Origin of the sequence: Flavobacterium terrigena, from assembly GCF_900108955.1 — a bacterium.
GTDB classification, from domain to species: domain Bacteria; phylum Bacteroidota; class Bacteroidia; order Flavobacteriales; family Flavobacteriaceae; genus Flavobacterium; species Flavobacterium terrigena.
The window spans coordinates 634048-656610 of sequence record NZ_FNYA01000002.1; the positions used below are offsets into that span (position 1 = coordinate 634048).

The window sequence follows — 22563 nt, forward strand, 5'->3', positions numbered from 1 at the left end:
ATATCCAACTTGAAATTTTGAATATTGAAGTTTTACTTAACGCCAGTACTACCAAATCCGCCTTCACCACGAGAAGTTTCAGTTAATTCGATAGTTTCTTGCCATTCTGCACGTTCGTGTTTGGCGATGATTAGTTGGGCAATTCTTTCTCCGTTTTCAATTACGAAATCTTCATTGGATAAATTCACTAAAATCACACCAATTTCGCCACGATAATCGGCATCAACCGTTCCTGGAGAATTTAAAACAGTGATCCCTTTTTTGAATGCCAAACCACTTCTTGGACGAACTTGTGCTTCGAATCCAATAGGTAATTCAATAAAAAGTCCAGTTTTCACTAACGTTCTTTCTAATGGTTTTAGTGTAATTGATTCGGTTAAATTCGCACGTAAATCCATTCCAGCTGAAGCATTGGTTTCATAATTAGGTAATGGATGTTGTGATTTATTGATAATTTTTATTTGCATTATTTATGTTTTTTTAACCGCGAAGTCGCGAAGGTTTTTCGCAAAGTTCGCAATATTTTGTTTACTTATTTAAGACCACAAAGCCGTTTATTTTCGTTTAATTATTCTTAAAATGACTTCTTTTTCGTTTTTGTAAATATAATAACTAAACCCAATGATTGCAAGTATTCCGAAAACGAAAGTTTCTCTTAAAATATCAACATAAAAAGAAATACAAGCTAATGCAATTGAAGCAAAAAGATAGGTTAAAATCTTTTTCATTTCGAAAGGAATTGGATATTTTTCTCTTCCTAAATAATACGAAATAACCATCATACTTCCATAAGCACAAATAGTTGCAATAGCCGATCCTAAATAGCTCATGTTAAACATTACAATTAAAACATAATTTAAACTTAGTGTAATTATCGCTCCAATTGCTGAAATATAGGCTCCGATTATCGTTTTATCAATTAACTTATACCAAACGGACAAACTCGTATAAATCCCTAAAAAGAAATTAGCAATGATGATTAACGGTACAATATTCATGGCTTCCCAATATTCTGGTTGCCTTACTAAAAAATATTTCACAACATCAGCAAACACAACTACAACTAATAAAATTAGCGAACCTAAAATCACAAAATATTTAGTAACAGTCGCATAAGTTTGCGGTGCATTTGCATTTCCAGCTTGACTGAAGAAAAACGGCTCAATTCCCAACGTGTAAGCAGTACGAAATAAAACCATAAACAAACCGATTTTATAACATGCTGAGTAAGCTCCAACCGCTGCTTTTGCTGTCGCTGGATCTAACCATTCTGACAATAAAATTTTATCTAAATGTTCATTAATTCCGAAGGCTAAACCTGCGAATAATATTGGCCAGCCATATTTAAGCATTTGTTTCCAAAGCACCTTATTGAACATCCAATTCGGTTGAAAATAATGTGGCATAAATAATAAAAACGTGAACAAACTCGCAATTAAATTCGCTAAGAAAACATAACCAATTTGGTAGTCTTCAAAGTAAAAAGTACTCCAAAATCCTTGTGGATTATTGTGTGCTAGTTTTGGTAAAATTGCCAATAAAAATACGTTAAGTAACATGTTAATAATGACATTTGAAATTTTATAAACCGAATATCTAATTGGTCTTTGATCTGCACGAAGTTTCGAAAAAGGAATTATTACTAAGGCATCAAAAGCTAAAATCCAAATGGCATAGTTTACATATTCTTTATTTACATTTAATAATCCTGCCAGTGTTTTTTGAAATAAAAGTGCAATACACAAGAACAAAATCGTACTCCAAAAAATGGAAACAGTAGCCGTACTAACCACTTCTTTTTTATTTTGCTTGGCCAGTTCGATATCGCTTGTACCTTCTTTATGATAAAACCTAAAAAAAGCCGTTTCCATTCCGTAAGATAAAATGACATTAAAAAATATCATATATGCTAATAGAATAGTAATTTCACCATAAGCTACTTTTGGCATTAAATCGGTGTGTAAACCCACCAATAAAAAACTAATTACACGAGGTAATACGGTAGCAATCCCATAAATAAGGGTTTGTTTGAAAAGGCTTCTGTTTGAACTCAACTTTTATTTTTTTTGTTAGAACAAAAATAGTTAATTATTTCTTGGTTTTACAGTTGGATAAGCTAACATTGGTAATTCTTTTACATCCTCTAAAATTATAAAACTTTCTTTACCGTCAATTTTAAAAAAAACTTTAGCTTGATTGGATTTTAAACCTGTTTTAATTGTTGGAGTTGGAACAGTTTCTTCCCTATTGTCAAATGTTTTTATAGCTGCTTGATAAGATAAATTATCCGATTTAACTATTTTTCCTTCTCTATCTTGAAATTGAATTTTAACCAATTCCATATTTGATGGTAAATTTTTTAGTAAAGTAATATTTAAATTGGTTCCGCCACCAGCGCCTTTCATACCGCCAACCCAATTTTGAAAGGTTACTTTTTCAATATATTGTTTTCCTTCTTGACTTACTTTTTCAGATGAACATGAATTCAGATTGAAAAACGCTACTATAATTAATGCAAAAATCTTCATACTTAATGATTTAAAAATTTGACAAAATGAAATCCTTTTGGCACAAATCCGTGATTGACATAAAATTTACCTGCTGTAAAATTAGTCGTGTAAGCATCTAAACAAATTTGATTTGCTCCTATTTCTTTCGCTAATTTATTGACTTCTTCAATTAGAATATCGCCAATTTTTCGACCTCTAAAAGCTTCGTGAACTACAAAATTATCAATTTCAACATATTTTCCACACCATAATTTCGTACCAATCCAAACGCCAGTTAAGGCAATTGTTTTATTATTTTCTGTGACAATTATTTGTTGGTAATTCCCTTTTAGAATATCGTCTAAAAGCGTGCCGTATTTTTCAATCGTATAATCAGGATACAACTGTTGCAAAATTTCCAACTGTTGTAACATCCCTTCTTTTTGAGTTAAAATGCGAGTTTCCATTACTTTTTACCTAATAAAGTTTCATTAAATAATTCTAAAATTCTTCTGTATTCATCTGTCCAAGAATACGACTTTTGAAATCCGTGTGCTTCTACGGGAAAAACGGCTAAATCCCAATCTTTTTTTCCTAATTCGATAAAACGTTGTGTCATACGAACAATATCTTGAAACTGTACGTTATCATCAACCATTCCGTGAAGCATTAGCAATTTGTCTTGTAAATTATTCGCAAAATAAATAGGAGAACTTTTTCTGTATGCTTCCACATCTGTTTCAGGGAAATTTAAAATATTTGCCGTGTAACCTTGATTGTAATGTGCCCAATCGGTAACCGAACGCAAAGCTGCACCAGCTTTAAATTCGCCAGGTTGAGTTAATAAAGCCATCAAAGTGATAAATCCACCATACGAACCACCGTAAATTCCGACTTTATTCGCGTCGATACCTAATTTTTCTACTAAATATTTTTTCCCATCTAATTGATCTTGTAAATCTAAACCGCCCATATGACGGTAAATTCCGGTACGATAATCGCGTCCGTAACCATCACTTGCTCGGTAATCAATATCTAAAACCGTATAACCTAAATCGGTTAACATGTTATGAAACATATATTCTCTGTGATACGTGCTCCAATATTTGTGTGCATTTTGTAAATATCCTGCGCCATGAACGAAAATTATAGCTGCTTTATTTTTATTTTCACTTTTCGGATTGTAAACTCTAGCAAAAACATCTGTTCCATCTTTTGCTTTAAACGAAATAACTTCTGGTGTTTTCCAATTGTATTTTTTGAATGCATCTGAAGTAGAAAATGTAATTTGTTTTAAAGTTGGATTCAATTTGTTATCAGCAACATACACTTCCCAAGGTTTGTTGATGTAGGAATAGCGTAACGCTAATTTGGTTTCATCTGGAGATAATTCAATTTCATAGGCACCATCATTTGTGAGAATTGGAGTTTTTTTACCTGAATTGATATCTAATTTATAAAACGAACGATTTCCAGGATGCGTTTCTGTAGTTGTAAGGTAAAATGAATTACTCAATTTTGATAAAACCACATCACGAACTTCCCATTTCCCATTTGTTAGTTGGGTTTTCTTTTTTGTTTCTAAATTGAACGTATACAAATGAGAAAATCCTGTAGCTTCCGATTGGAAATATATGGTTTTATTATCCGCTAAAAAACCTAATGTTCCCCCACCAAAATTATAACCTGGAATTCCAGGACCACCAATCCAAGCTTCATCATGTTGATAATCCAATTCTGTAATTACAGCCGTTTCCAAATTTAATTGAACAATCCAACGGTCTTTATTATCCAAACTTCTTGCTTCGAAAACAGCCAAAGTTCCAGTGGCATTATAAACTGGCGCTTGCATGGTAATTGCTTTTTCAACAGGTTCTAAATTCTTTAAATTTTCGTATTCTTGATAATATTTTGGAAAGGTTTTAATTCCTGTTAATTTTGAAAATGAAATTTGAAAAACGGTATCTTTCTCAATATTATAAACAAACATTTTGTGTTTACTAATATTATTTATTGAAACCTTTTCACGAGCTGGTTTATTTTTTGTAAAACCATCAGAAGTAATGAAATTTTCAACTTTAGTTTCTTTTGAAGTTGGATATTCCGATAATCTGTAGGTTACGAATTTTCCATTTGGATTGATTTTTACAGCTTCTAAAGTATTCGAATTATAAAAAATCTCTGAAGGAAATTTTAATTCTGCTTCTTCCGATTGTTTTTCGTACCATTTAGTTTTGGCATTTTCTTCATTCACAAATTGGAACAATTCCTTTTGTTGTGTGGTTAAAAAATTGTCTTTATTATTATCTGAAGATGCCGAACCACTTTTGAAATTTGTCAGTTGTAACAATTGAAAATTCACTACATTCAATTGAAAAACATTTCTATTCTGTTGAAAATAAATGATATTAGGATTCACACTTCTCTGAATCGAATTGATATTTGAAGTCGTTTGATAAATTATTTTATTTTCTTTAGTCTTTTTATTGTACGAAAACAAAGCGCCTTGATTCGTATAATAAATTACATCAAATTTTTCTTGACCTTGAAATTGAATATCTGAAAAATTAAATTCTGATTGTGGTAATATTTTAGGCACTGAAAAACCTTGTTGCCAATAATAGGTTTTATCGCCAATTTCATTTTTTGGATTCCAATCGAAATAAATGGTTTTCCCATCTACCGACCAACGTTGATTGGAAGGTTGTTGCCCAATAAATTCATTCCCTTTCATAATTTCTTCTAATTGAAGATTTTGAGAAAATAAAGTTGAAGAAAATATAAAAAGAATTGAAGTAAAAATGTTTTTCATGTAAAATTGGTTTACACAAATATATAAAATAAAAAAGTCCCAATAAATTGGGACTTTAAGTATTATATAAAAATTAACTTATAATTCGTTTAAGAATTCGTGTTTTAGTTATTCAAAGCCTCTGCTCCACCAACGATCTCTAAAATCTCACCAGTAATTGCAGCTTGACGTGCTTTGTTGTATGTTAATTTCAATTGGTTTCTTAAATCAGTTGCGTTGTCTGTTGCTTTATGCATTGCAGTCATACGCGCACCGTGTTCCGCAGCGAAAGAATCTCTTACCGCTTTGTACAATTGAGTTTTTAACGATTTTGGTATTAATTCTAATACAATTTCTTCTTTTGATGGTTCGAAAATGTAATCAGATGAAATAGCATTACCACCTTTAATTGGTGCTAATGGTAAAAACTGTTCGTTTACAACTATTTGAGTAGCTGCATTTACAAACTGATTGTACACTAATTCTACTTTATCATACTCACCATCTAAAAACAAATGTGTTAATGATTGTGCAATTTCAGCTGTATTATCAAAAGTTAAATTGTCGAAAATATCACTTCTGTTAGCAATTACATAGTTTGTTTTGTGTAAACCATCATTTGCTTTTTTACCAATGGCAAAAATACCAACATTATCGTGACCGTATTTTTCAGTTAAAATTTTAACTTGTTTTAATACATTAGAATTTAAAGCACCACACAAACCTCTGTTTGATGTAATAGCAACTACTAAAACTTTTTTTACTTCTCTTTGAGTCGTATAATTAGCAGCAACATCACCTTCTAAAGAAGCACTTAAACTTTGAATTAACTCCGTTAATTTTTCAGAATAAGGTCGCATTGCAGTAATAGCGTCTTGTGCTTTTTTTAATTTAGCAGCCGAAACCATTTTCATAGCAGAAGTGATTTGCATCGTTGACGATACAGATACAATTCTATTACGTATTTCTTTTAAGTTTGCCATTTTATTAATGTGTCAATTTGACAATTATCAATGTGCCAATTAATTGAATAATAGACACATTGGCTAATCGAAAATTAATTAGTATTTTGCAGAAATTTCTTTTGCAGCAGCTTCTAATACATTTGTGATGTTATCATCAAATTTACCAGCTTTTAATGCATCTAAAACATCTCTATGTTTTAAAGTTAAGAATTGAATGTAATCTTTTTCGAATTCTTTTACTTTATTAACAGGAACATTTCTTAATAAGTTTTTAGTTCCAGCATAAATAATTGCTACTTGATTTTCAACAGCAAACGGATCATTTAAACCTTGTTTTAAGATTTCCACGTTACGTTTACCTTTTTCAATTACATTTAAAGTAACTGCATCTAAGTCAGATCCAAATTTCGCGAAAGCTTCTAATTCACGGAATTGTGCTTGGTCTAATTTTAAAGTACCAGATACTTTTTTCATTGATTTAATTTGTGCATTACCTCCAACACGAGATACAGAAATACCTACGTTAATTGCAGGACGAACTCCAGAGTTGAATAAATCTCCATCTAAGAAAATCTGTCCGTCAGTAATCGAAATTACGTTTGTTGGGATATATGCAGAAACGTCACCCGCTTGCGTTTCGATAATTGGTAAAGCTGTTAATGAACCACCACCTTTAACGATTCCTTTTAATGAATCTGGTAAATCATTCATGTCTTTAGCGATATTATCATCGTTAATAACTTTACAAGCTCTTTCTAATAAACGAGAGTGTAAGTAGAAAACGTCTCCTGGATAAGCCTCACGACCTGGAGGTCTTCTTAATAATAAAGATACTTCACGGTAAGCAACTGCTTGCTTAGATAAATCGTCATAAATAATTAAAGCAGGACGACCTGAATCACGGAAATACTCACCAATTGCAGCACCTGCCATAGGAGCATATACTTGCATTGGAGCTGGGTCAGAAGCATTTGCAGCAACAATAACTGTATAAGCCATCGCACCTTTTTCTTCTAATGTTTTTGCAATACTTGCTACAGTTGAAGCTTTTTGTCCAATTGCAACATATATACAGAATACTGGTTGTCCAGCATCGTAAAATTCTTTTTGATTTAAGATGGTATCTAAACAAACTGATGATTTACCAGTTTGACGGTCACCAATAACTAACTCACGTTGTCCACGACCAACAGGAATCATCGCATCGATAGCTTTGATACCAGTTTGTAATGGTTCTGTTACTGGTTGACGGAAAATAACTCCAGGAGCTTTACGCTCTAAAGGCATTTCATATAATTCACCACCGATTGGTCCTTTACCATCAATTGGTTCACCAAGTGTATTAACTACACGACCAACCATTTGTTCACCAACTTTTAAAGAAGCAATTCTGTTAGTTCTTTTTACATTAGAACCTTCTTTAATTCCTGTTGATGGTCCTAATAATACAACCCCAACATTGTCTTCTTCTAAGTTCAATACGATAGCTTCTAATCCGTTGTCGAATTGAACTAACTCACCGTACTGAGCATTTGATAAACCATATACACGAGCAATACCATCACCAACTTGTAGTACAGTACCTACTTCTTCTAACGTAGCACCAGATTGAAAATCTGATAATTGTTTCTTTAATATTGCTGAAATTTCAGCTGGTTTAATTTCTGCCATTTTATATATATTTAATGGTATTTATTTAATATGTAAATTCTCTTTTTAACTGTTGTAATTTATTTGCAACAGATGCATTGTATTGTTTATCTCCGATTCTTAAAACAAAACCTCCAATAATTGAAGCATCAACTACGTTAGTAATCGAAATTGTGTTTGAAGAAAACTCTTTCAATTTATTTTTAACTAAGACTTCCAACTCAGCAGTTAATGGAACAGCCGTTGTAACAACCGCTTGCTCAATACCACTTGCTATATCGAATAACTTATTGAATTGTGTTGCAATAGCAGACAAAATTTCAAATCTTTTATTTGCTAATAACAATTGAAACAAACCTTTAGTTTCAGCTTGCAAAGATGGGAAAATTTCGCTTAACGCACTCATTTTTACCACACCATTAACAATTGGGTTAGATAAAAAGTCATTTAACTCTTCACTTTCTTTAATTGCTGAAACAATAGTTTTCATATCGTTATTTACAGCAGTAGTATTATTACTTTCTGTAGCGATATCTAAAATTGCTTTTGCGTATCTAATCGCAGCTCTTGACATAACTTTGGATTAGTTTAATTTAACATCAGCTAACATTTTCTCAACTAATTTAGTTTGAGAATCTTTGTTAGATAATTCTTCTTTTAATAATTTTTCAGCGATTTCTAAAGATAATGAAGACACTTGATTTTTGATTTCAGCAACTGCATTATTTTTTTCGCTTTCGATTGTAGCTTTCGCTTGTTCAATCATTTTTGCACCTTGAGTTTGCGCTTCAGATTTAGCATCAGCAATCATTTTTTCTTTGATAGCAGTTGCTTCTTTAATCATCGTATCTCTTTCAGCACGAGCTTCGTCTAATAATTTTTGGTTATCAGATTTCAAAGCCATCATTTCTTTTTTCGCATTTTCAGCAGATAATAAAGCATCTTTGATACCTTCTTCACGCTCATTTACCGCATCTAAAATAGGTTTCCAAGCAAACTTCTTCAATAAAAGGATTAGTCCTACAAATAAAACAATTTGTAAAATAAACAAACCTAATGAAAATTGACCTAATAATTGTTCCATTATATATTTCTTAATTTATTAATCTAATTTTTTATTAATTAAACAATTGTTGCAACCAACCGTCACAACAATTGTTTTAAAAAATATTATTTACCCATAAAGAATGCGGCAAAACCAATACCTTCAATTAATGCAGCTGCAATAAGCATTGCAGTTTGAATTTTTCCAGAAGCTTCTGGTTGACGTGCAATTGCGTCCATTGCTGAACCACCAATTTTACCGATACCTAAACCAGCACCGATAACGATTAAACCTGCTCCTACTAAATTTGGAATAGTTGTCATAATGTATATATATTAAAAATTAAACATTCAATTTATTAATGATGAGCTTCCTCATCATGGTGATGTTCTTCATTTGCCGAACCAAAGTAAAGCGCTGTTAACATCGTGAAAATATAAGCTTGTAATCCAGCTACTAAAATTTCTAAAATAGAAAGTACAAATGCCAAAATAAATGAAAAACCACTTCCTGCAACATTATTAAATGTATACATCATAGCGATAATACTCATTAAAACAATGTGACCAGCAACCATATTTGCATACAAACGTATTGTTAATGAAAATGGCTTAATAATTGTTCCTAACAATTCAATTGGCGCTAACACTATTCTCATTAATGGTGGTACACCTGGCATCCAGAAAATGTGACCCCAATAATTTTTATTAGCTGTAAAAGTTGTGATTAAGTAAGTAATAATTGCTAAAGCAGCAGTAATTGCGATATTTCCAGTAACGTTAACTCCAAGTGGTGTTAAACCAAACATATTTAAGAACCAAATAAAGAAAAATACTGTCAATAAATGACTCATGTATTTTTTATAGTGTTTTTCTCCAATGTTAGGAATTGCAATTTCATCTCTAACATACAAAATAATTGGCTCAAAAAATCTACCAGCACCAGTAGCAATACCTCCGTTTTTACCGTAAGATTTACCAAGATTTCTAAACATTACAAACATTAATAAAGCTACAAATAAAATCATAACTATATTTTTAGTAATAGATAAATCTAAAGGCTTTGTATTTGTAGTATGATGCTTTTCATCAACATTGAAAGTTCCTTTTGCATCTGTGTTATAAACCATACCATCGTGGTGGTTTATAGCAAAATATTTTCCGTTTGATTCTGCAACTGCCTCACCATGGTGAAATTCAGATGACATAAAGAAATGCAATCCATCTTCCCATAAAATTACCGGCAATGGAAAACCAACATGTTTTTCATGACCTGATTCTTTTCCATAAGAGAATAAATGAAAATCGTGAGAATCTAATAAGTGATGTTGAATAAATTCAGCTCTTTCTTCTTGAGCTTTAACTTCTTCCGAAACTACTTCTTTAGGCGCATCACCTTCATGATTTACAACTTCTGCGTGAGCAGCTTTTGCAACGTGAGTAGTATCTGCATTAGCGAAAGTAAAAACTGGTAAAACAGCAAAAACTGTAGCGATAAATAACTGAATTGTTTTTCTTGAAATCAACATAATGATATATATTCTAAAAAATATTGTCCTTAAAATTTTTGCAAAGGTATATTTTTTCTTTAAATTACAATAGCACTAATTTACTTTTTTTATCAAATTATATAAAATAACATTTGTTTATTGTTTTTTGTTCAATATTCGCACTGTTATGATGGTTTCGATTAATAAAAAACAAATAAAAATGAAAAAAACATTTAATTTTTCGATTTGATTGTGCTCAGAATCCAAAATTGGCTTAATAATGAAATAAACAATTCCAGTTTTAACAAACGTTGCCAACATAAAAACCATTCCTGTGTTATCAAAACTTTTTTCAGAAACCTTTTTCACTATAAAAAGTATCGTTTTCGAAAAAATAAAAAACAACACATATAAAACAGTAATGGAAAGATAAAAATTTTCTTGAGCAGCGTTTAAACTTGGCAATAGAAAAACCAAACTATGTATGATGTATAATGGAAAAGCAAAAAAGAAAAGTTCTTTAAAAAACAATAGGTAATTTTTCATTATTTATCATCTTTATTCAATTGATTGACTTGACGAATAACATTATACATCGCTAAAAATACTCCGACAACAGTAAAAATTTTCACATAGTTTTCAGACTCGTATTTTTCATCCAAATATTGCCCTAAATAGGCAAACAAAAAGATAACTATTCCCATTTGCGCAGGAATACTTATAAGTTGTAGCCATTTGTTTGCTTTTTTTGGAATTGGCATATTTTTATTGTTTTGAAAATGTAATAATATCTTGAATTACTTTTTTATCTACTTCTCCTTTAACGCCATATTCTTCTGGACTTGGCGTGCCTTCACCAGCTATAAATAAATGGTTTAATTTTGGATAACTAATAAATTGAGCTTTCGTTTTCACTAAAGTCTTTTTCCATAAATTAAACTCTTTCATTGTCACTTGATAATCGCGTTCTCCGTTTAGAATTAATAACGGAATAGTCACTTTCTTAACTTCTACCAAAGGTTTATAATTTAATAAAGCTTGCCAATATTTAGCAGACAAACCCAATGGCAATTGATCATTTGTTGCTTTTAAATCAAATGCTTTTGAACGTAAAAAATTTACTTTTTTGGTCATGTTTTTTATTTCTTCAGCCATTTCTTCAGATGGGTTTAAAGAATTAAAATACGCATATTGATCCAAAATAACTTCATCTAAACCTCGTGCGTTACCAGCCATCATTACTGCTTTTTCTACTTTAACCAAACTCAGTATTCTGGGCATTAAATAAGCACTTAAACTATGACTTATTAAAATTATTTTATGATTTTTATATTTTTCATTTATTCTAAAATGCGCCACAATATTTACAACATCATTTGTAACTTCATCTTCAAAAGTACTTTCATTTGTAAAAGTTTCCGAGTTAGATTTTGTTCTTTTATCAAAACGATACGAAGCAATTCCTTCTTTTTGAAAAGCTTCAGCCATATCTTTAAAAGGTTTGTTTTGCAATACAGTTTCATCTCTGTCACTTGGACCAGAACCGTGTAAAAAAACTACTAAAACATTAGAATTTTCAACTTCTAACAAAGTTCCTTTTAAGTCAATTGTTCCGCTTTTAATTTTATAATCGTTTGCATTTGCTTCTTGGTGTTGTTTTAAAAAGAAACCTACAATTTTATCTTTTTCAAAGCTTATATCAAAATCTAAAGCCATGTTTTTAAATTGTGTATAATATGATAAAATATCGCCTTTATTAGTAACAGAAATTGTATTCTGATATGCTCCCAATTGTGCATCTAATTGTGTTGAAGTTTTAGATAATAAATCAACAGTAATTTGGTCTTTTATAGAATCGTCTAAAAAGGTTACAGCTTTTTCAAAGTTCTTTTCTTTTAATAAAGTTTCCACAAATTTTTGACCGATTTCTTGGTTTTGAGAAAAAGAGAATAAAGTAAATAGTAGTAATAATGCAGATAATGTTTGTTTCATTTTGGTTTGATTATTTTGATAAACCCAAGGGTTTTCGCTTGATTCTTTTAACTTAACTCTTATTTAGATTTCATCTAACTCAACTTTAATATTGTTTTTTTTTGGATTCGTTGAATTCGAAATTATGAATTTCTCATTTCACAACTAGCTTCAAAAATGGCTCCAGGTTCGATGGCCAATTTTCCAACCGTAACTTCTCCAGAAATTTTAGCTGTTTTTTTAATTCCTAGTAATTCTTCTACCACTAATTTTCCGTTAAATTTCCCTTCAATATCTATATTTTTACATATAATATTGCCTTCAACTTTACTTTTCGGACCTAATACAATTTTTCCTTTGCAAGTAATATCGCCAATTAATTCTCCATCTAAGCGTAAATCGGCAGCGCAAACTATATTTCCAGTGATTGTGGTTTGTTCTACAATTCGGTTTGTTTTACCTAATAAATCGTAGTCGGCTTTTTGTTTTTTATCTAACATGTTTTTATTTGATTTTCGCCAAATATTCTTCTAAGTTTTTCTTGACTTGAACCACTTTATAATCTTCATTTGAGATAATAATTGGTGTGTCTTTTAGTCTATAATCTTTGTGTTCTTTCAGATAATTATAAACTGATTCTGCAGTAATTTTATTTAAAATTCCGTGTAAAACAATCATGTTTTTGTCAACATTATAAATATCATTCGACACTTTTATTTTAGTATCCCCCGATTCTTTAGCATATTTATTTAATCTTTCAATTAAGTTTTTATGCGAAGTTTCGTTTGGATAATTGCTTACAAAAACCAAATTAAATGTTCTTGGAGTTGCGCCAAAATCTAACTTTTCTAAAACTGGAATATCTGTAGCTAAAATCGATTCAATTTTTTTAGTTTCTACTCCTTTAGGATAATTTTTTACAATTTTTTGCAACGCTGTTTTATAAGCTGAAAGTCCAAATAATCTTGCCGAAATTTTTGCTTTTAACACATCAAATTTAGCGTTTAACTCGTCTCCATCATATTTTTTCAGCAAGGCATCAATTTCGGCATTCGCTTCTCGATACAAACCTTTTTCAACCTTAGCATATAAGTTATTAAATTCAGAATCTGCTGTGATATCGGCATTTATTGCAGTGTTATTGAACGCAGATGCATATCTACTATCTGGATATTCTGAAAGAATTTTTTGTTTATAAGCCATTGCTTTCTCAGGATTCTCAGAATCATATAATTGGTACAAATTATAATATGTTGGCAAAATCAATTTGCTTTCTGGTTTGTTTACTAAAATATCTTCAAAAGAAGTTATCGCTAATTTATTTTCTTTTAGTTTTTCTTTAAAAATAGAACCCAACTGAAAACGCGCATGATTAGCTTCGGTATTTAAACTATCTAAAACTTTTTCTTCTTTTGGTAATTTATCAATATAAAATGCGGTAGTATATTTTGGAACAACACTACTTTTCGTTTTTTCATCTGGAGTTATTTCTTCAATTACTTCATCTGGATTAGTTGTATCTATCTGATTTTGATTGGAAGTTGCAACTGTTTTCCAATTGTCTCCTAATTTTCTATCCCCCCATTTTTTCTTGAAATTTAATTTTCCTTGTGCCACAGTAGCAGGATTATAAAAGTAAAAACTACTTTGCAAACCACCCGTATTTATTGGAAAATCCGTCGATTGTTTTTTATCAAATGAAGCCTCAGCTAAAGGGTTTTTAGCAGATCCCGTATTAACTGGACTTAAACCACCAGCACCAGGTGGCAATAACATGTTTTCGTCTGATTTACCAGAAGGCATCATGTCCGATTTCGGATTTTGATTTAAAGCATTACCACTTTCTGCTAGTTTTTTTGCTGTAATTGAATCTGAAATTTTTAATTTATCGATATAATCTTGATAATATTTAATTTTATCAGTTGGAGACATTTTTGAAACTTTAATAACACTATCAGCCTGGCTGATAATGTCTTGATATTTCACAACATCTGCCAAGATTTCTAACTTCTTTTTTAACGGTTTAAATTCACTGTTTTTATCCGTCAAATGAACTAATGTCGAATCTAAATATATTTTTGAAGAATGAAAATTTTTCTCTCTATAATAGATATTTGAAATGTTTTTATAGTTCGAAGCTGCTAAATATCTGTCGGTTGACATATTTCTTAGCGATTTATTATAGTTTAAAATCGCCAATTTATTATTTCCTTTTTTGTCGTAAAAAACCGCTCTTTGATGATGAATTGCATCTCTGAACTTTTTGTTTTCGATGTTTTCTAACAATTTATCAATTTTCTTATGGAAAGCAATGGTATCACCAGTTTCAAAATCGAATTGTGTAGTCTGTTTCAAATGTGCGTAAATAGTATAGTTACGAGGCGATTTACGTTTCATATCAATTACTTCCTGATACGCTACAAAAGCACTGTCTTTGTAATCTAATTTTTCGTATAATTGTGCTAAAATAAAAGTATAACGTGCTTTTTCTTCTTTTAGTTTTGTTTCTTTTTTCGAAATTTTAACCGCTGCAATAGCACTATCTAACTTATTTGTTGTAATATAAGCTTGCGCTAAAACTGCATTTATATCTGCTAAATCTTGACTCTTTATTTTTTTCTGTCCATTTAGAGTTCTATTAAGATTTTTAATCGCTAATTGCTCGTTCTCTAATTTTAAGTTTACTTTTTCTCTCCAAACTTGTGCTTGATACACATTGTTACTATTTGGATATTTGTACAAAATATAATTAAAAGCTTCCATTGCTGGTAAATACCTGTGTTCGTAGTATCTTGATTTACCTAACATTAAATACGATTCGTCAATTTGATTGTTTTTTTCGAAACCACCAATATTCATTGAATGTTTCTGAATTGCTTTTGTAGCTTTGGTTTCGGCACGTTCAAAATTAGGATTTTTAGTATCACCTGGCTTTTGTTCTTCTTCGGTAATTTGCATTCTTTCTAACGGAAGCACTTCCCAAAAATTATCAGAATAAGTTGCTTTTACATCTTCAATTCCTTTTTGTAAAGCCACATCACCATTATAAAGAGTATTATATTCGGTATTAACAGAATGCCATTTTCTATTTACGAAATTGTCTTTTTTAGTAGAACAAGCCAAAAGAATGGTAATAATACCAAAGGAAAGTATATATTTTAATTGTATAGTTTTCAATGTCATAATTTTTATAAATAACTATAAATTTGGTTATTTAGTATGCTAACGTGTAAAAATAAGTTTTTTTTTTGAAAGATTTCACAACTTTTAAAGATTATATCATTTCAATTAATTCCAACGCTTTGTTGATGCTTTTTACATTTTCAAAAGTAATTAAAAGTCTTAGTCCGTTTTTGGTTTCTTTCTCTTTCACTTTGCATAAATTTCCGTTTTGTTGTGCGAATTTCATCACTTTCATAAAACGGTTACTTTGGTAAAAATTAGATTGCTGATCACCAATAAAATAACCTACCATTTTGTTTTGTTTCAGAATCAATCTTTCTAAACCAATTTGTTTCGCTTTCCATTTGATTCGAACACTGTTTAATAACGAAACTGCTTCTTTTGGTAAAGGTCCAAATCGGTCAATTAGTCGTTTTTCGTAAGCTTCTAATTCTGAAATATTTTTTACCGAACCTAATTCGCTATACAAACTCAAACGTTCCGAAATATTATTGATATATTCATCTGGAAACAACAATTCGAAATCGGTATCAATTTGGAATTCTTTTACAAATTCTTTTGTTTCGATATCGTTTTCTTCTTGATATAAATTAGCGAATTCATTTTCTTTTAATTCGTCAATAGCTTCGTTCATGATTTTTTGATACGTATCGAAACCAATTTCGTTGATGAAACCACTTTGTTCACCACCTAATAAATCTCCAGCACCACGAATTTCTAAATCTTTCATCGCAATATTGAAACCGCTTCCTAAATCAGAAAATTGTACCAAAGCATTGATTCTTTTTCTAGCATCATCTGTCATCACAGAATCTGGTGGCGTGATGTAATAACAAAAAGCTTTTTTATTACTACGACCAACACGACCACGCATTTGATGTAAATCGGAAAGTCCGAAATTGTTCGCATTATTGATGAAAATCGTATTTGCATTTGGTACATCTAAACCGCTTTCAATAATTGTGGTTGCCACCAAGACATCAAATTCACCTTCAATAAAAGCCAACATTAATTCTTCCAGTTTTTTTCCATCCATTTGTCCGTGACCAATTCCAACTTTCGCATTTGGCACCAAACGCTGAATCATTCCAGCAACTTCCTTAATATTTTCGATTCGATTATTGATAAAAAACACTTGTCCGCCACGTTCAATTTCATACGAAATCGCATCACGAATGGTTTCTTCACTAAAACGAATGACGTTGGTTTCAATTGGATATCTATTTGGCGGCGGCGTTGTAATTACAGATAAATCTCGCGCAGCCATTAACGAAAACTGCAACGTTCTCGGGATTGGAGTTGCCGTTAAAGTAAGCGTATCAATATTTGCGGCAATCGTTTTTAATTTGTCTTTTACGTTCACACCAAATTTTTGTTCTTCATCTACAATTAGCAAACCTAAATCGCGGAATTTTACGTTTTTATTCACCAATTGATGTGTTCCAATCACGATATCAACTTTTCCTTCTTCTAATCCTTTTAACGTATCTGCTTTTTGTTTTGCGGAACGGAATCGGTTCAAATAACTAACCGTAACTGGCATGTCTTTCAGCCTTTCCGTAAATGTTCGATAATGTTGGTACGCTAAGATGGTTGTTGGCACTAAAATCGCTACTTGTTTTCCGTTATCAACCGCTTTAAATGCGGCACGAATCGCGACTTCTGTTTTTCCGAAACCAACATCGCCACAAACCAAACGGTCCATTGGACGATCGTTTTCCATGTCCATTTTTACATCTTGTGTCGCCGTAATTTGGTCTGGCGTATCTTCGTAAATAAAAGAACTTTCCAACTCTTTTTGCATGTAAGAATCTGGTCCGAAAGCATAACCTTTATCCAAACGACGTTTCGCATACAATTGAATTAAATTGAACGCAATATGTTTAACTCGAGCTTTGGTTTTTTGTTTTAGGGCTTTCCAAACACCACTTCCTAATTTGTAAATTTTTGGTGGCGCGCCATCTTTTCCAGTGTATTTTGAAATTTTATGAAGTGAATGAATACTTACATAAACAATATCATTATCAGCATAAACTAACTTAATAGCTTCTTGCGTTTTACCTTCGACTTGAATTTTTTGCAAACCTCCGAATTTCCCAATTCCGTGATCGATGTGTGTGACATAATCACCTATTGACAAAGCGGTTAATTCTTTTAAAGTCACCGTTTGCTTTTTCGAAGCGTTATTTTTGATGGAAAATTTATGATAACGTTCAAAGATTTGATGATCGGTATAACATGCAATTTGCAATTCTTCATCAATGAAACCTGAAAATAAAGGAAAAACAATATTGTCGTATTTGTCTTTTACATTTTTAGCCGCATCTTCATCGATATCTTTAAAAATTTCTTTGAATCTTTTGGCTTGATTTTCGTTCGAAGAAAACAGGAAATTCTTAATTCCGTTATGATAATTATCGTTTAAATTATTCATCAACAAATCGAATTGTTTATTGAACGAAGGTTGTGGTTGTGTGTGAAATTGAAATGTTTTTTCCGATTTAAAAACTGGACTTTTATCTAATTCGATCACCGAAAAATCTAACGCTCTTTTTAAAAATGTTTCCTGGTTGACGAATAATTCTTCAGGTTTAGAATGATTTATAGTAAGCGTTAATTTCGAATAGGCTTCTTTTGCTTTTTCGTATAATCGGTCTAATTTACTTCCTAAGGAATCCGTATTTTGAAGAACAATGACTGTTTTTTCTGAAATATAATCTAAGAAATTTTCGCGTTTTTCTTGTAAAACTTTATTTTCTACATTGGGAATAATCGCAATTTTAGTCACTTTTTCTTTAGACAATTGCGTTTCAATATCGAATGTTCTGATACTATCAACTTCATCCCCAAAAAATTCAATTCTGTACGGAATATCATTTGAAAAAGAAAACACATCAATAATTCCACCACGAACCGAAAACTCTCCAGGTTCTGAAACAAAATCGACACGTTTAAAATTGTACTCAAACAACGTTTCATTAATAAAATCGATAGATAATTTATCGTTTACATGAACTTTTAAGGTGTTTTTATCTAATTCTTTTCGGGTAACCACTTTTTCGAAAATCGCATCCGTATAAGAAACAATTATGGCTGGTTTTTTTCTAGAATTGATTCGGTTTAAAACTTCAGCACGAAGCAAAACATTGGCGTTATCGGTTTCTTCAATTTGATATGGTCGACGGAAAGAACCCGGATAAAACAACACATCTTGGTCGTTTATCAACGTTTCTAAATCGTTTAAATAATAGGCAGCTTCTTCCTTATCATTGAATAATAATAAAAAAGGCAATTCCGATTTTTTAAACAAGGCATCAACAACAAATGATAGCGAAGAACCCACTAATCCAGTGGCATTTATTTTTTTACGAGACGCAAAAAATTCAGCAATTTGTCCAATTTTTGGATTTTGCTGATATTTTTGAATGATTTCTGATTTACTCAAAGTGTTTTATTTTGTAAACCGGAATTAAAAAAATTAATTATTAGGCTTTTTTAAAACGGTTTTTTTATCTTTTTCTAATATTTCTTTCTGCTCTAAATCGTCGAAATTTATAGCTTTCGCATTTCGAGTTGTATCGCTTACGCTGATAATTCTTGGTTCACCAATTTCTGTTGGGATTCTACTTTTCACTACAATTTCTTCACATTGCATGTAAAAAGCAGTCATTTCTTTATTTATGGCTTTAATCAAATCTTCCACTTTTTCGTGAGGCACAATGTCCAAAGAAAAATAGGTATCTAAAGCTAAAATTTTAGTTTGTAAGGCCACAATTCTGCTTCGTACTTGAGGTTTATTAAATCTTGATGGCACACTTAAATGTAAACTATCCGATTTTGAAACCAAATTTAAAACCTTCTGTTTGAAAGCACTAATAGATGATTTTGGTTTTTGCTTGATTTCTTGTTCAAAACTTTGCCATTCTTTCCATTGGTTTAAAACCGAACTCACTTCGACACTTGCATTTGGAATATTTAACAACCAAGCTTTATTGATTTGATCAAAAGATTCTCTGTTTTTTTTCTCCATTTTTTGGACTAGTAGAAGTTGTTCCTCATTATCTTTACAAGAAAAAAACAAAAAACCGCTAAAAACAGAAAGTATAAGTATTTTAAAAAAATTCATTTCCTTTAGAATTATGAACTGCAAATTTACAAATGTTTATAGGATTATTTAAAAAATTGCGTTAAATATATAATTAATAATTCGAAAGGGTATTTTTCATAAAAATCAAAAAAAAAGTTCAAAAAAAAGAGTTATTATTGTCAATATTTTATCTTTGTGATTCAAAACATACAACTATGCAAACCAAAATATTAATCATTGGCGCTTGTGGACAAATAGGCACCGAACTTACAGCAAAACTACGTGAAACCTATGGTGTTGAGAACGTGGTTGCTTCAGATATTAGAAAATTAGAAAATGACGTTGTAAACAATGGAATTTTTGAGGTTGTAAACGCTTTAGATTACAATCAAATTGAGCAATTAATTGAAAAATATCAGATTACTGATGTGTATTTAATGGCTGCTTTATTATCTGCAACTGCTGAAAAAAATCCAGCATTTGCTTGGGATTTGAACATGAATTCATTATTTCATGTTTTAAATTTAGCGAAAGCAGGAAAAATTAAAAAAATATTTTGGCCTTCAAGTATTGCGGTTTTCGGACCAACAACTCCAAGAGAAAACACACCACAATATACGGTTATGGAACCAAGTACGGTTTACGGAATTTCAAAACAAACTGGTGAGCGTTGGGCAGAATATTACAACAAACAATATGGTGTAGATATTAGAAGCATCAGATATCCAGGTTTAATTAGCTGGAGTACAGAAGCTGGTGGTGGAACTACAGATTACGCGGTTGATATTTATCACAAAGCGATAACTGATGGGAAATTTACAAGTTTTTTATCTGAAAATTCTGCTTTACCGATGATGTATATGGACGATGCAATAAAAGCTACGATTAGTATTATGCAAGCGGATGCTGAGGATATCAAAATTCGTTCTTCGTACAATTTATCTGGAATGAGTTTTACTCCGAAACAATTAGCAGAAGAAATCACGAAACATTATCCAAATTTCACCATTAATTACGAACCTGATTTCCGTCAGAAAATTGCCGACAGTTGGCCAGCTAGTATTGACGATAGTTCAGCAAGAGAAGATTGGGGTTGGAAAAATGATTTCAACATTGAAAACATGACGGTTGACATGTTTAAGAATTTAAAAGAAACAATTTACAAATAAAAAAAAGGCGATTTATTCGCCTTTTTTTAGTTTTTCTATTTCCTTATCCTCGATAAGAGATTTTATTTTTACGACTTCATCCGTATTGTCATTTGGAATAGTCATGGATAATACATAATGTCTTATTTTCCAATTTCCGTTAGCATCAGCAACTAAAACACCGCTACCACGACAAATTTTCATTTGCGTATTGAGTAATTCATCAAACCAAACCGTTTTCATATCCAAAGAAAAATAAATATTTCTTTCTAAAGCGGTAAAATTCCAGGCTCTACCTCTATCGAAATATGGTTTCGAAAATTTTATAAATTCTTGTTTGTTCCAGTTTTCTGTAGGATCCGTTCCAATGTAAATGGCATCTTCCGTCAACACGTCAAAATAAGCATTGAAATTAGCTTGACCTGCTGCTTTGTGCCAATTATCTAAAATTAAATTAATTTCAGATTTCACGTTTTCACTACTTTTTGGTTGAGCCGATTTACATCCAATAAAAACCAATCCTAATAATACAACTATAACTTTTCTCATTCTAATAATTTTTTAGATACCGTACTACTCGCAATTTTAGAAGCTATAAATCCTAAAATTACAATCGTGAACAATACAATTAAAATATTTTTTGTTTCGAAAACAACTGGATATGCTAATGATGGCGTGATCATGATTAATTCAAATTGTTGTTGAGCTAAAACGACAACAATTCCTAAAACCAAACCTAATATTCCACCAAATATGGAAATGATATTTCCTTGAAATAAGAAAATATTTTTCAAGTATTTCATTTCAATTCCTAAATTATATAAGGTTTTCAAATTGCTTTTCTTTTCGATAATCATCATAATAATCGCACCAATTAAATTGAATAAAGCAATTATGATAACTAAAGTAAAAATAAGATAAACGGCAATGTTTTCAGTATTTAGCATTTTATACAAAGCGTCATTTAATTGCGCTCTGTTTTTTACTTTTACCTGATTTGGAAAAATCTTATTTATGGTTTCAATCGCATCAGATTCTGAAACGTTTGGCGCCATTTTAAAGTCAATATAGGTTAACTGATTCGGTTTGTAATTCAGTAAATCTTGCGCTAATGGAATTGAAGAAAAAATATATTTCTCATCAATATCTTCGCTAACCTGAAAAATTCCAGAAGTTTGTAATGGTGCTTTATTAAAATCATCTTCAGGGTTTTCAATCATTCCCGAACCTGGTTTCGGTACATAAACTTCTAAAACATTATTAAAGTCGAAAAGTCCTAAAGCTAATTTTCTAGAAATTCCAGAACCAACAACAACTTGATTCGTATTTGGTTCTAACCAATCTCCAGCATATAAAAATTTATTGAAACCGTTTACAGCTATGAAATTATTATCGACACCTTTTAAATAGGCCACATGTTCCTTATTATTATAGTAGAACAAAGCGCGTTCTTCTACAATTTTAGTATACTTAGCAAATTCTTTAGCTGATTTTAATTTGTTTTCTTGAACTTCGGAAATGAAGAATGTTTTTCCTTTTAGGGTTTCAATACGTAAATCGGGATCAGTGGCATTTGTGAAACTTAAACTGAAATCGCGCAAGCCACTAAAAACAGAAAGCACTACAAAAAGTGCCATAGCGCCAACTATAATTCCGAAAGAAGCAATAAAAGTAATTACGTTTATAGCGGTAGTTTTAGACAAACTAAAAGCATATCTTTTGGCTATGTAAAACGGAAAATTCAA

Annotated in this window: 21 protein-coding genes; 1 reads left to right on the forward strand and 20 read right to left on the reverse strand. The window is 31.0% G+C overall.

Annotated features, from left to right (window positions below; translation table 11 throughout):
- Positions 1–32 precede the first annotated feature (32 nt).
- From dut to BMX42_RS06290, 18 genes are all read right to left on the reverse strand, one after another.
- Complete coding sequence (dut, locus tag BMX42_RS06205) at positions 33–467, reverse strand: dUTP diphosphatase (RefSeq protein ID WP_091310557.1); 435 nt, start codon at positions 465–467, stop codon at positions 33–35.
- An 87-nt stretch (positions 468–554) separates the two neighbouring features.
- Entirely contained in the window at positions 555–2054 is a 1500-nt protein-coding gene (locus BMX42_RS06210) for a lipopolysaccharide biosynthesis protein (RefSeq protein WP_091310561.1), read from the reverse strand.
- A 30-nt stretch (positions 2055–2084) separates the two neighbouring features.
- Positions 2085–2528 (reverse strand): hypothetical protein, encoded by a 444-nt coding sequence (locus BMX42_RS06215; protein ID WP_091310566.1) that lies wholly within the window; start codon positions 2526–2528, stop codon positions 2085–2087.
- A gap of 2 nt (positions 2529–2530) precedes the next feature.
- Positions 2531–2956: a GNAT family N-acetyltransferase gene (locus tag BMX42_RS06220; RefSeq protein ID WP_091310569.1), complete on the reverse strand. Its 426-nt coding sequence runs from the start codon at positions 2954–2956 to the stop codon at positions 2531–2533.
- The gene (locus tag BMX42_RS06225; RefSeq protein ID WP_091310573.1) at positions 2956–5301 is read right to left on the reverse strand and encodes a S9 family peptidase; all 2346 of its coding nucleotides are present in this window, start codon (positions 5299–5301) and stop codon (positions 2956–2958) included. The genes BMX42_RS06220 and BMX42_RS06225 overlap by 1 nt, the downstream gene beginning before the upstream one ends.
- A gap of 104 nt (positions 5302–5405) precedes the next feature.
- Positions 5406–6263, reverse strand: coding sequence for an ATP synthase F1 subunit gamma (gene atpG / locus BMX42_RS06230; protein WP_091310576.1), 858 nt, complete (start codon positions 6261–6263; stop codon positions 5406–5408).
- 78 nt (positions 6264–6341) lie between these two features.
- Positions 6342–7916 carry a F0F1 ATP synthase subunit alpha gene (atpA, locus tag BMX42_RS06235; protein ID WP_091310579.1) on the reverse strand — a complete coding sequence of 525 codons (1575 nt, stop codon included), beginning with the start codon at positions 7914–7916 and terminating at the stop codon, positions 6342–6344.
- Positions 7917–7941: 25 nt separating this feature from the next.
- On the reverse strand, positions 7942–8469 hold the full coding sequence (gene atpH, locus BMX42_RS06240) for an ATP synthase F1 subunit delta (protein ID WP_091310582.1): 528 nt from the start codon (positions 8467–8469) through the stop codon (positions 7942–7944).
- A 9-nt stretch (positions 8470–8478) separates the two neighbouring features.
- Positions 8479–8979 carry a F0F1 ATP synthase subunit B gene (locus BMX42_RS06245; protein WP_091310586.1) on the reverse strand — a complete coding sequence of 167 codons (501 nt, stop codon included), beginning with the start codon at positions 8977–8979 and terminating at the stop codon, positions 8479–8481.
- An 86-nt stretch (positions 8980–9065) separates the two neighbouring features.
- A complete protein-coding gene (gene atpE, locus BMX42_RS06250; RefSeq protein ID WP_091310589.1) occupies positions 9066–9263 on the reverse strand; it encodes an ATP synthase F0 subunit C in 198 nt (65 codons plus the stop codon).
- A 35-nt stretch (positions 9264–9298) separates the two neighbouring features.
- Positions 9299–10468: a F0F1 ATP synthase subunit A gene (gene atpB, locus BMX42_RS06255; RefSeq protein WP_091310592.1), complete on the reverse strand. Its 1170-nt coding sequence runs from the start codon at positions 10466–10468 to the stop codon at positions 9299–9301.
- Positions 10469–10585: 117 nt separating this feature from the next.
- Positions 10586–10975, reverse strand: coding sequence for a hypothetical protein (locus tag BMX42_RS06260; protein ID WP_091310595.1), 390 nt, complete (start codon positions 10973–10975; stop codon positions 10586–10588).
- Positions 10975–11190 (reverse strand): AtpZ/AtpI family protein, encoded by a 216-nt coding sequence (locus tag BMX42_RS06265; RefSeq protein ID WP_091310597.1) that lies wholly within the window; start codon positions 11188–11190, stop codon positions 10975–10977. The genes BMX42_RS06260 and BMX42_RS06265 overlap by 1 nt, the downstream gene beginning before the upstream one ends.
- Positions 11191–11194: 4 nt before the next feature.
- Positions 11195–12421: a DUF3887 domain-containing protein gene (locus BMX42_RS06270; RefSeq protein WP_091310601.1), complete on the reverse strand. Its 1227-nt coding sequence runs from the start codon at positions 12419–12421 to the stop codon at positions 11195–11197.
- Between the two features lie 122 nt (positions 12422–12543).
- Complete coding sequence (locus BMX42_RS06275) at positions 12544–12900, reverse strand: bactofilin family protein (protein WP_091310606.1); 357 nt, start codon at positions 12898–12900, stop codon at positions 12544–12546.
- Between the two features lie 4 nt (positions 12901–12904).
- Positions 12905–15577 (reverse strand): type IX secretion system periplasmic lipoprotein PorW/SprE, encoded by a 2673-nt coding sequence (porW, locus tag BMX42_RS06280; protein WP_218141441.1) that lies wholly within the window; start codon positions 15575–15577, stop codon positions 12905–12907.
- A gap of 97 nt (positions 15578–15674) precedes the next feature.
- Positions 15675–19028 (reverse strand): transcription-repair coupling factor, encoded by a 3354-nt coding sequence (gene mfd, locus BMX42_RS06285; RefSeq protein WP_091310613.1) that lies wholly within the window; start codon positions 19026–19028, stop codon positions 15675–15677.
- Between the two features lie 33 nt (positions 19029–19061).
- Complete coding sequence (locus BMX42_RS06290) at positions 19062–19613, reverse strand: hypothetical protein (protein ID WP_143055609.1); 552 nt, start codon at positions 19611–19613, stop codon at positions 19062–19064.
- Between the two features lie 272 nt (positions 19614–19885).
- Here BMX42_RS06290 and BMX42_RS06295 point away from each other — a divergent pair, with 272 nt between their 5' ends.
- Positions 19886–20839 carry an NAD-dependent epimerase/dehydratase family protein gene (locus BMX42_RS06295; RefSeq protein WP_091310619.1) on the forward strand — a complete coding sequence of 318 codons (954 nt, stop codon included), beginning with the start codon at positions 19886–19888 and terminating at the stop codon, positions 20837–20839.
- A gap of 12 nt (positions 20840–20851) precedes the next feature.
- Here BMX42_RS06295 and BMX42_RS06300 read toward each other — a convergent pair whose 3' ends face one another.
- Together BMX42_RS06300 and BMX42_RS06305 are read right to left on the reverse strand one after the other, a co-directional pair.
- Entirely contained in the window at positions 20852–21367 is a 516-nt protein-coding gene (locus BMX42_RS06300) for a nuclear transport factor 2 family protein (RefSeq protein WP_091310623.1), read from the reverse strand.
- Positions 21364–22563: an ABC transporter permease gene (locus BMX42_RS06305; RefSeq protein ID WP_091310627.1), complete on the reverse strand. Its 1200-nt coding sequence runs from the start codon at positions 22561–22563 to the stop codon at positions 21364–21366. The genes BMX42_RS06300 and BMX42_RS06305 overlap by 4 nt, the downstream gene beginning before the upstream one ends.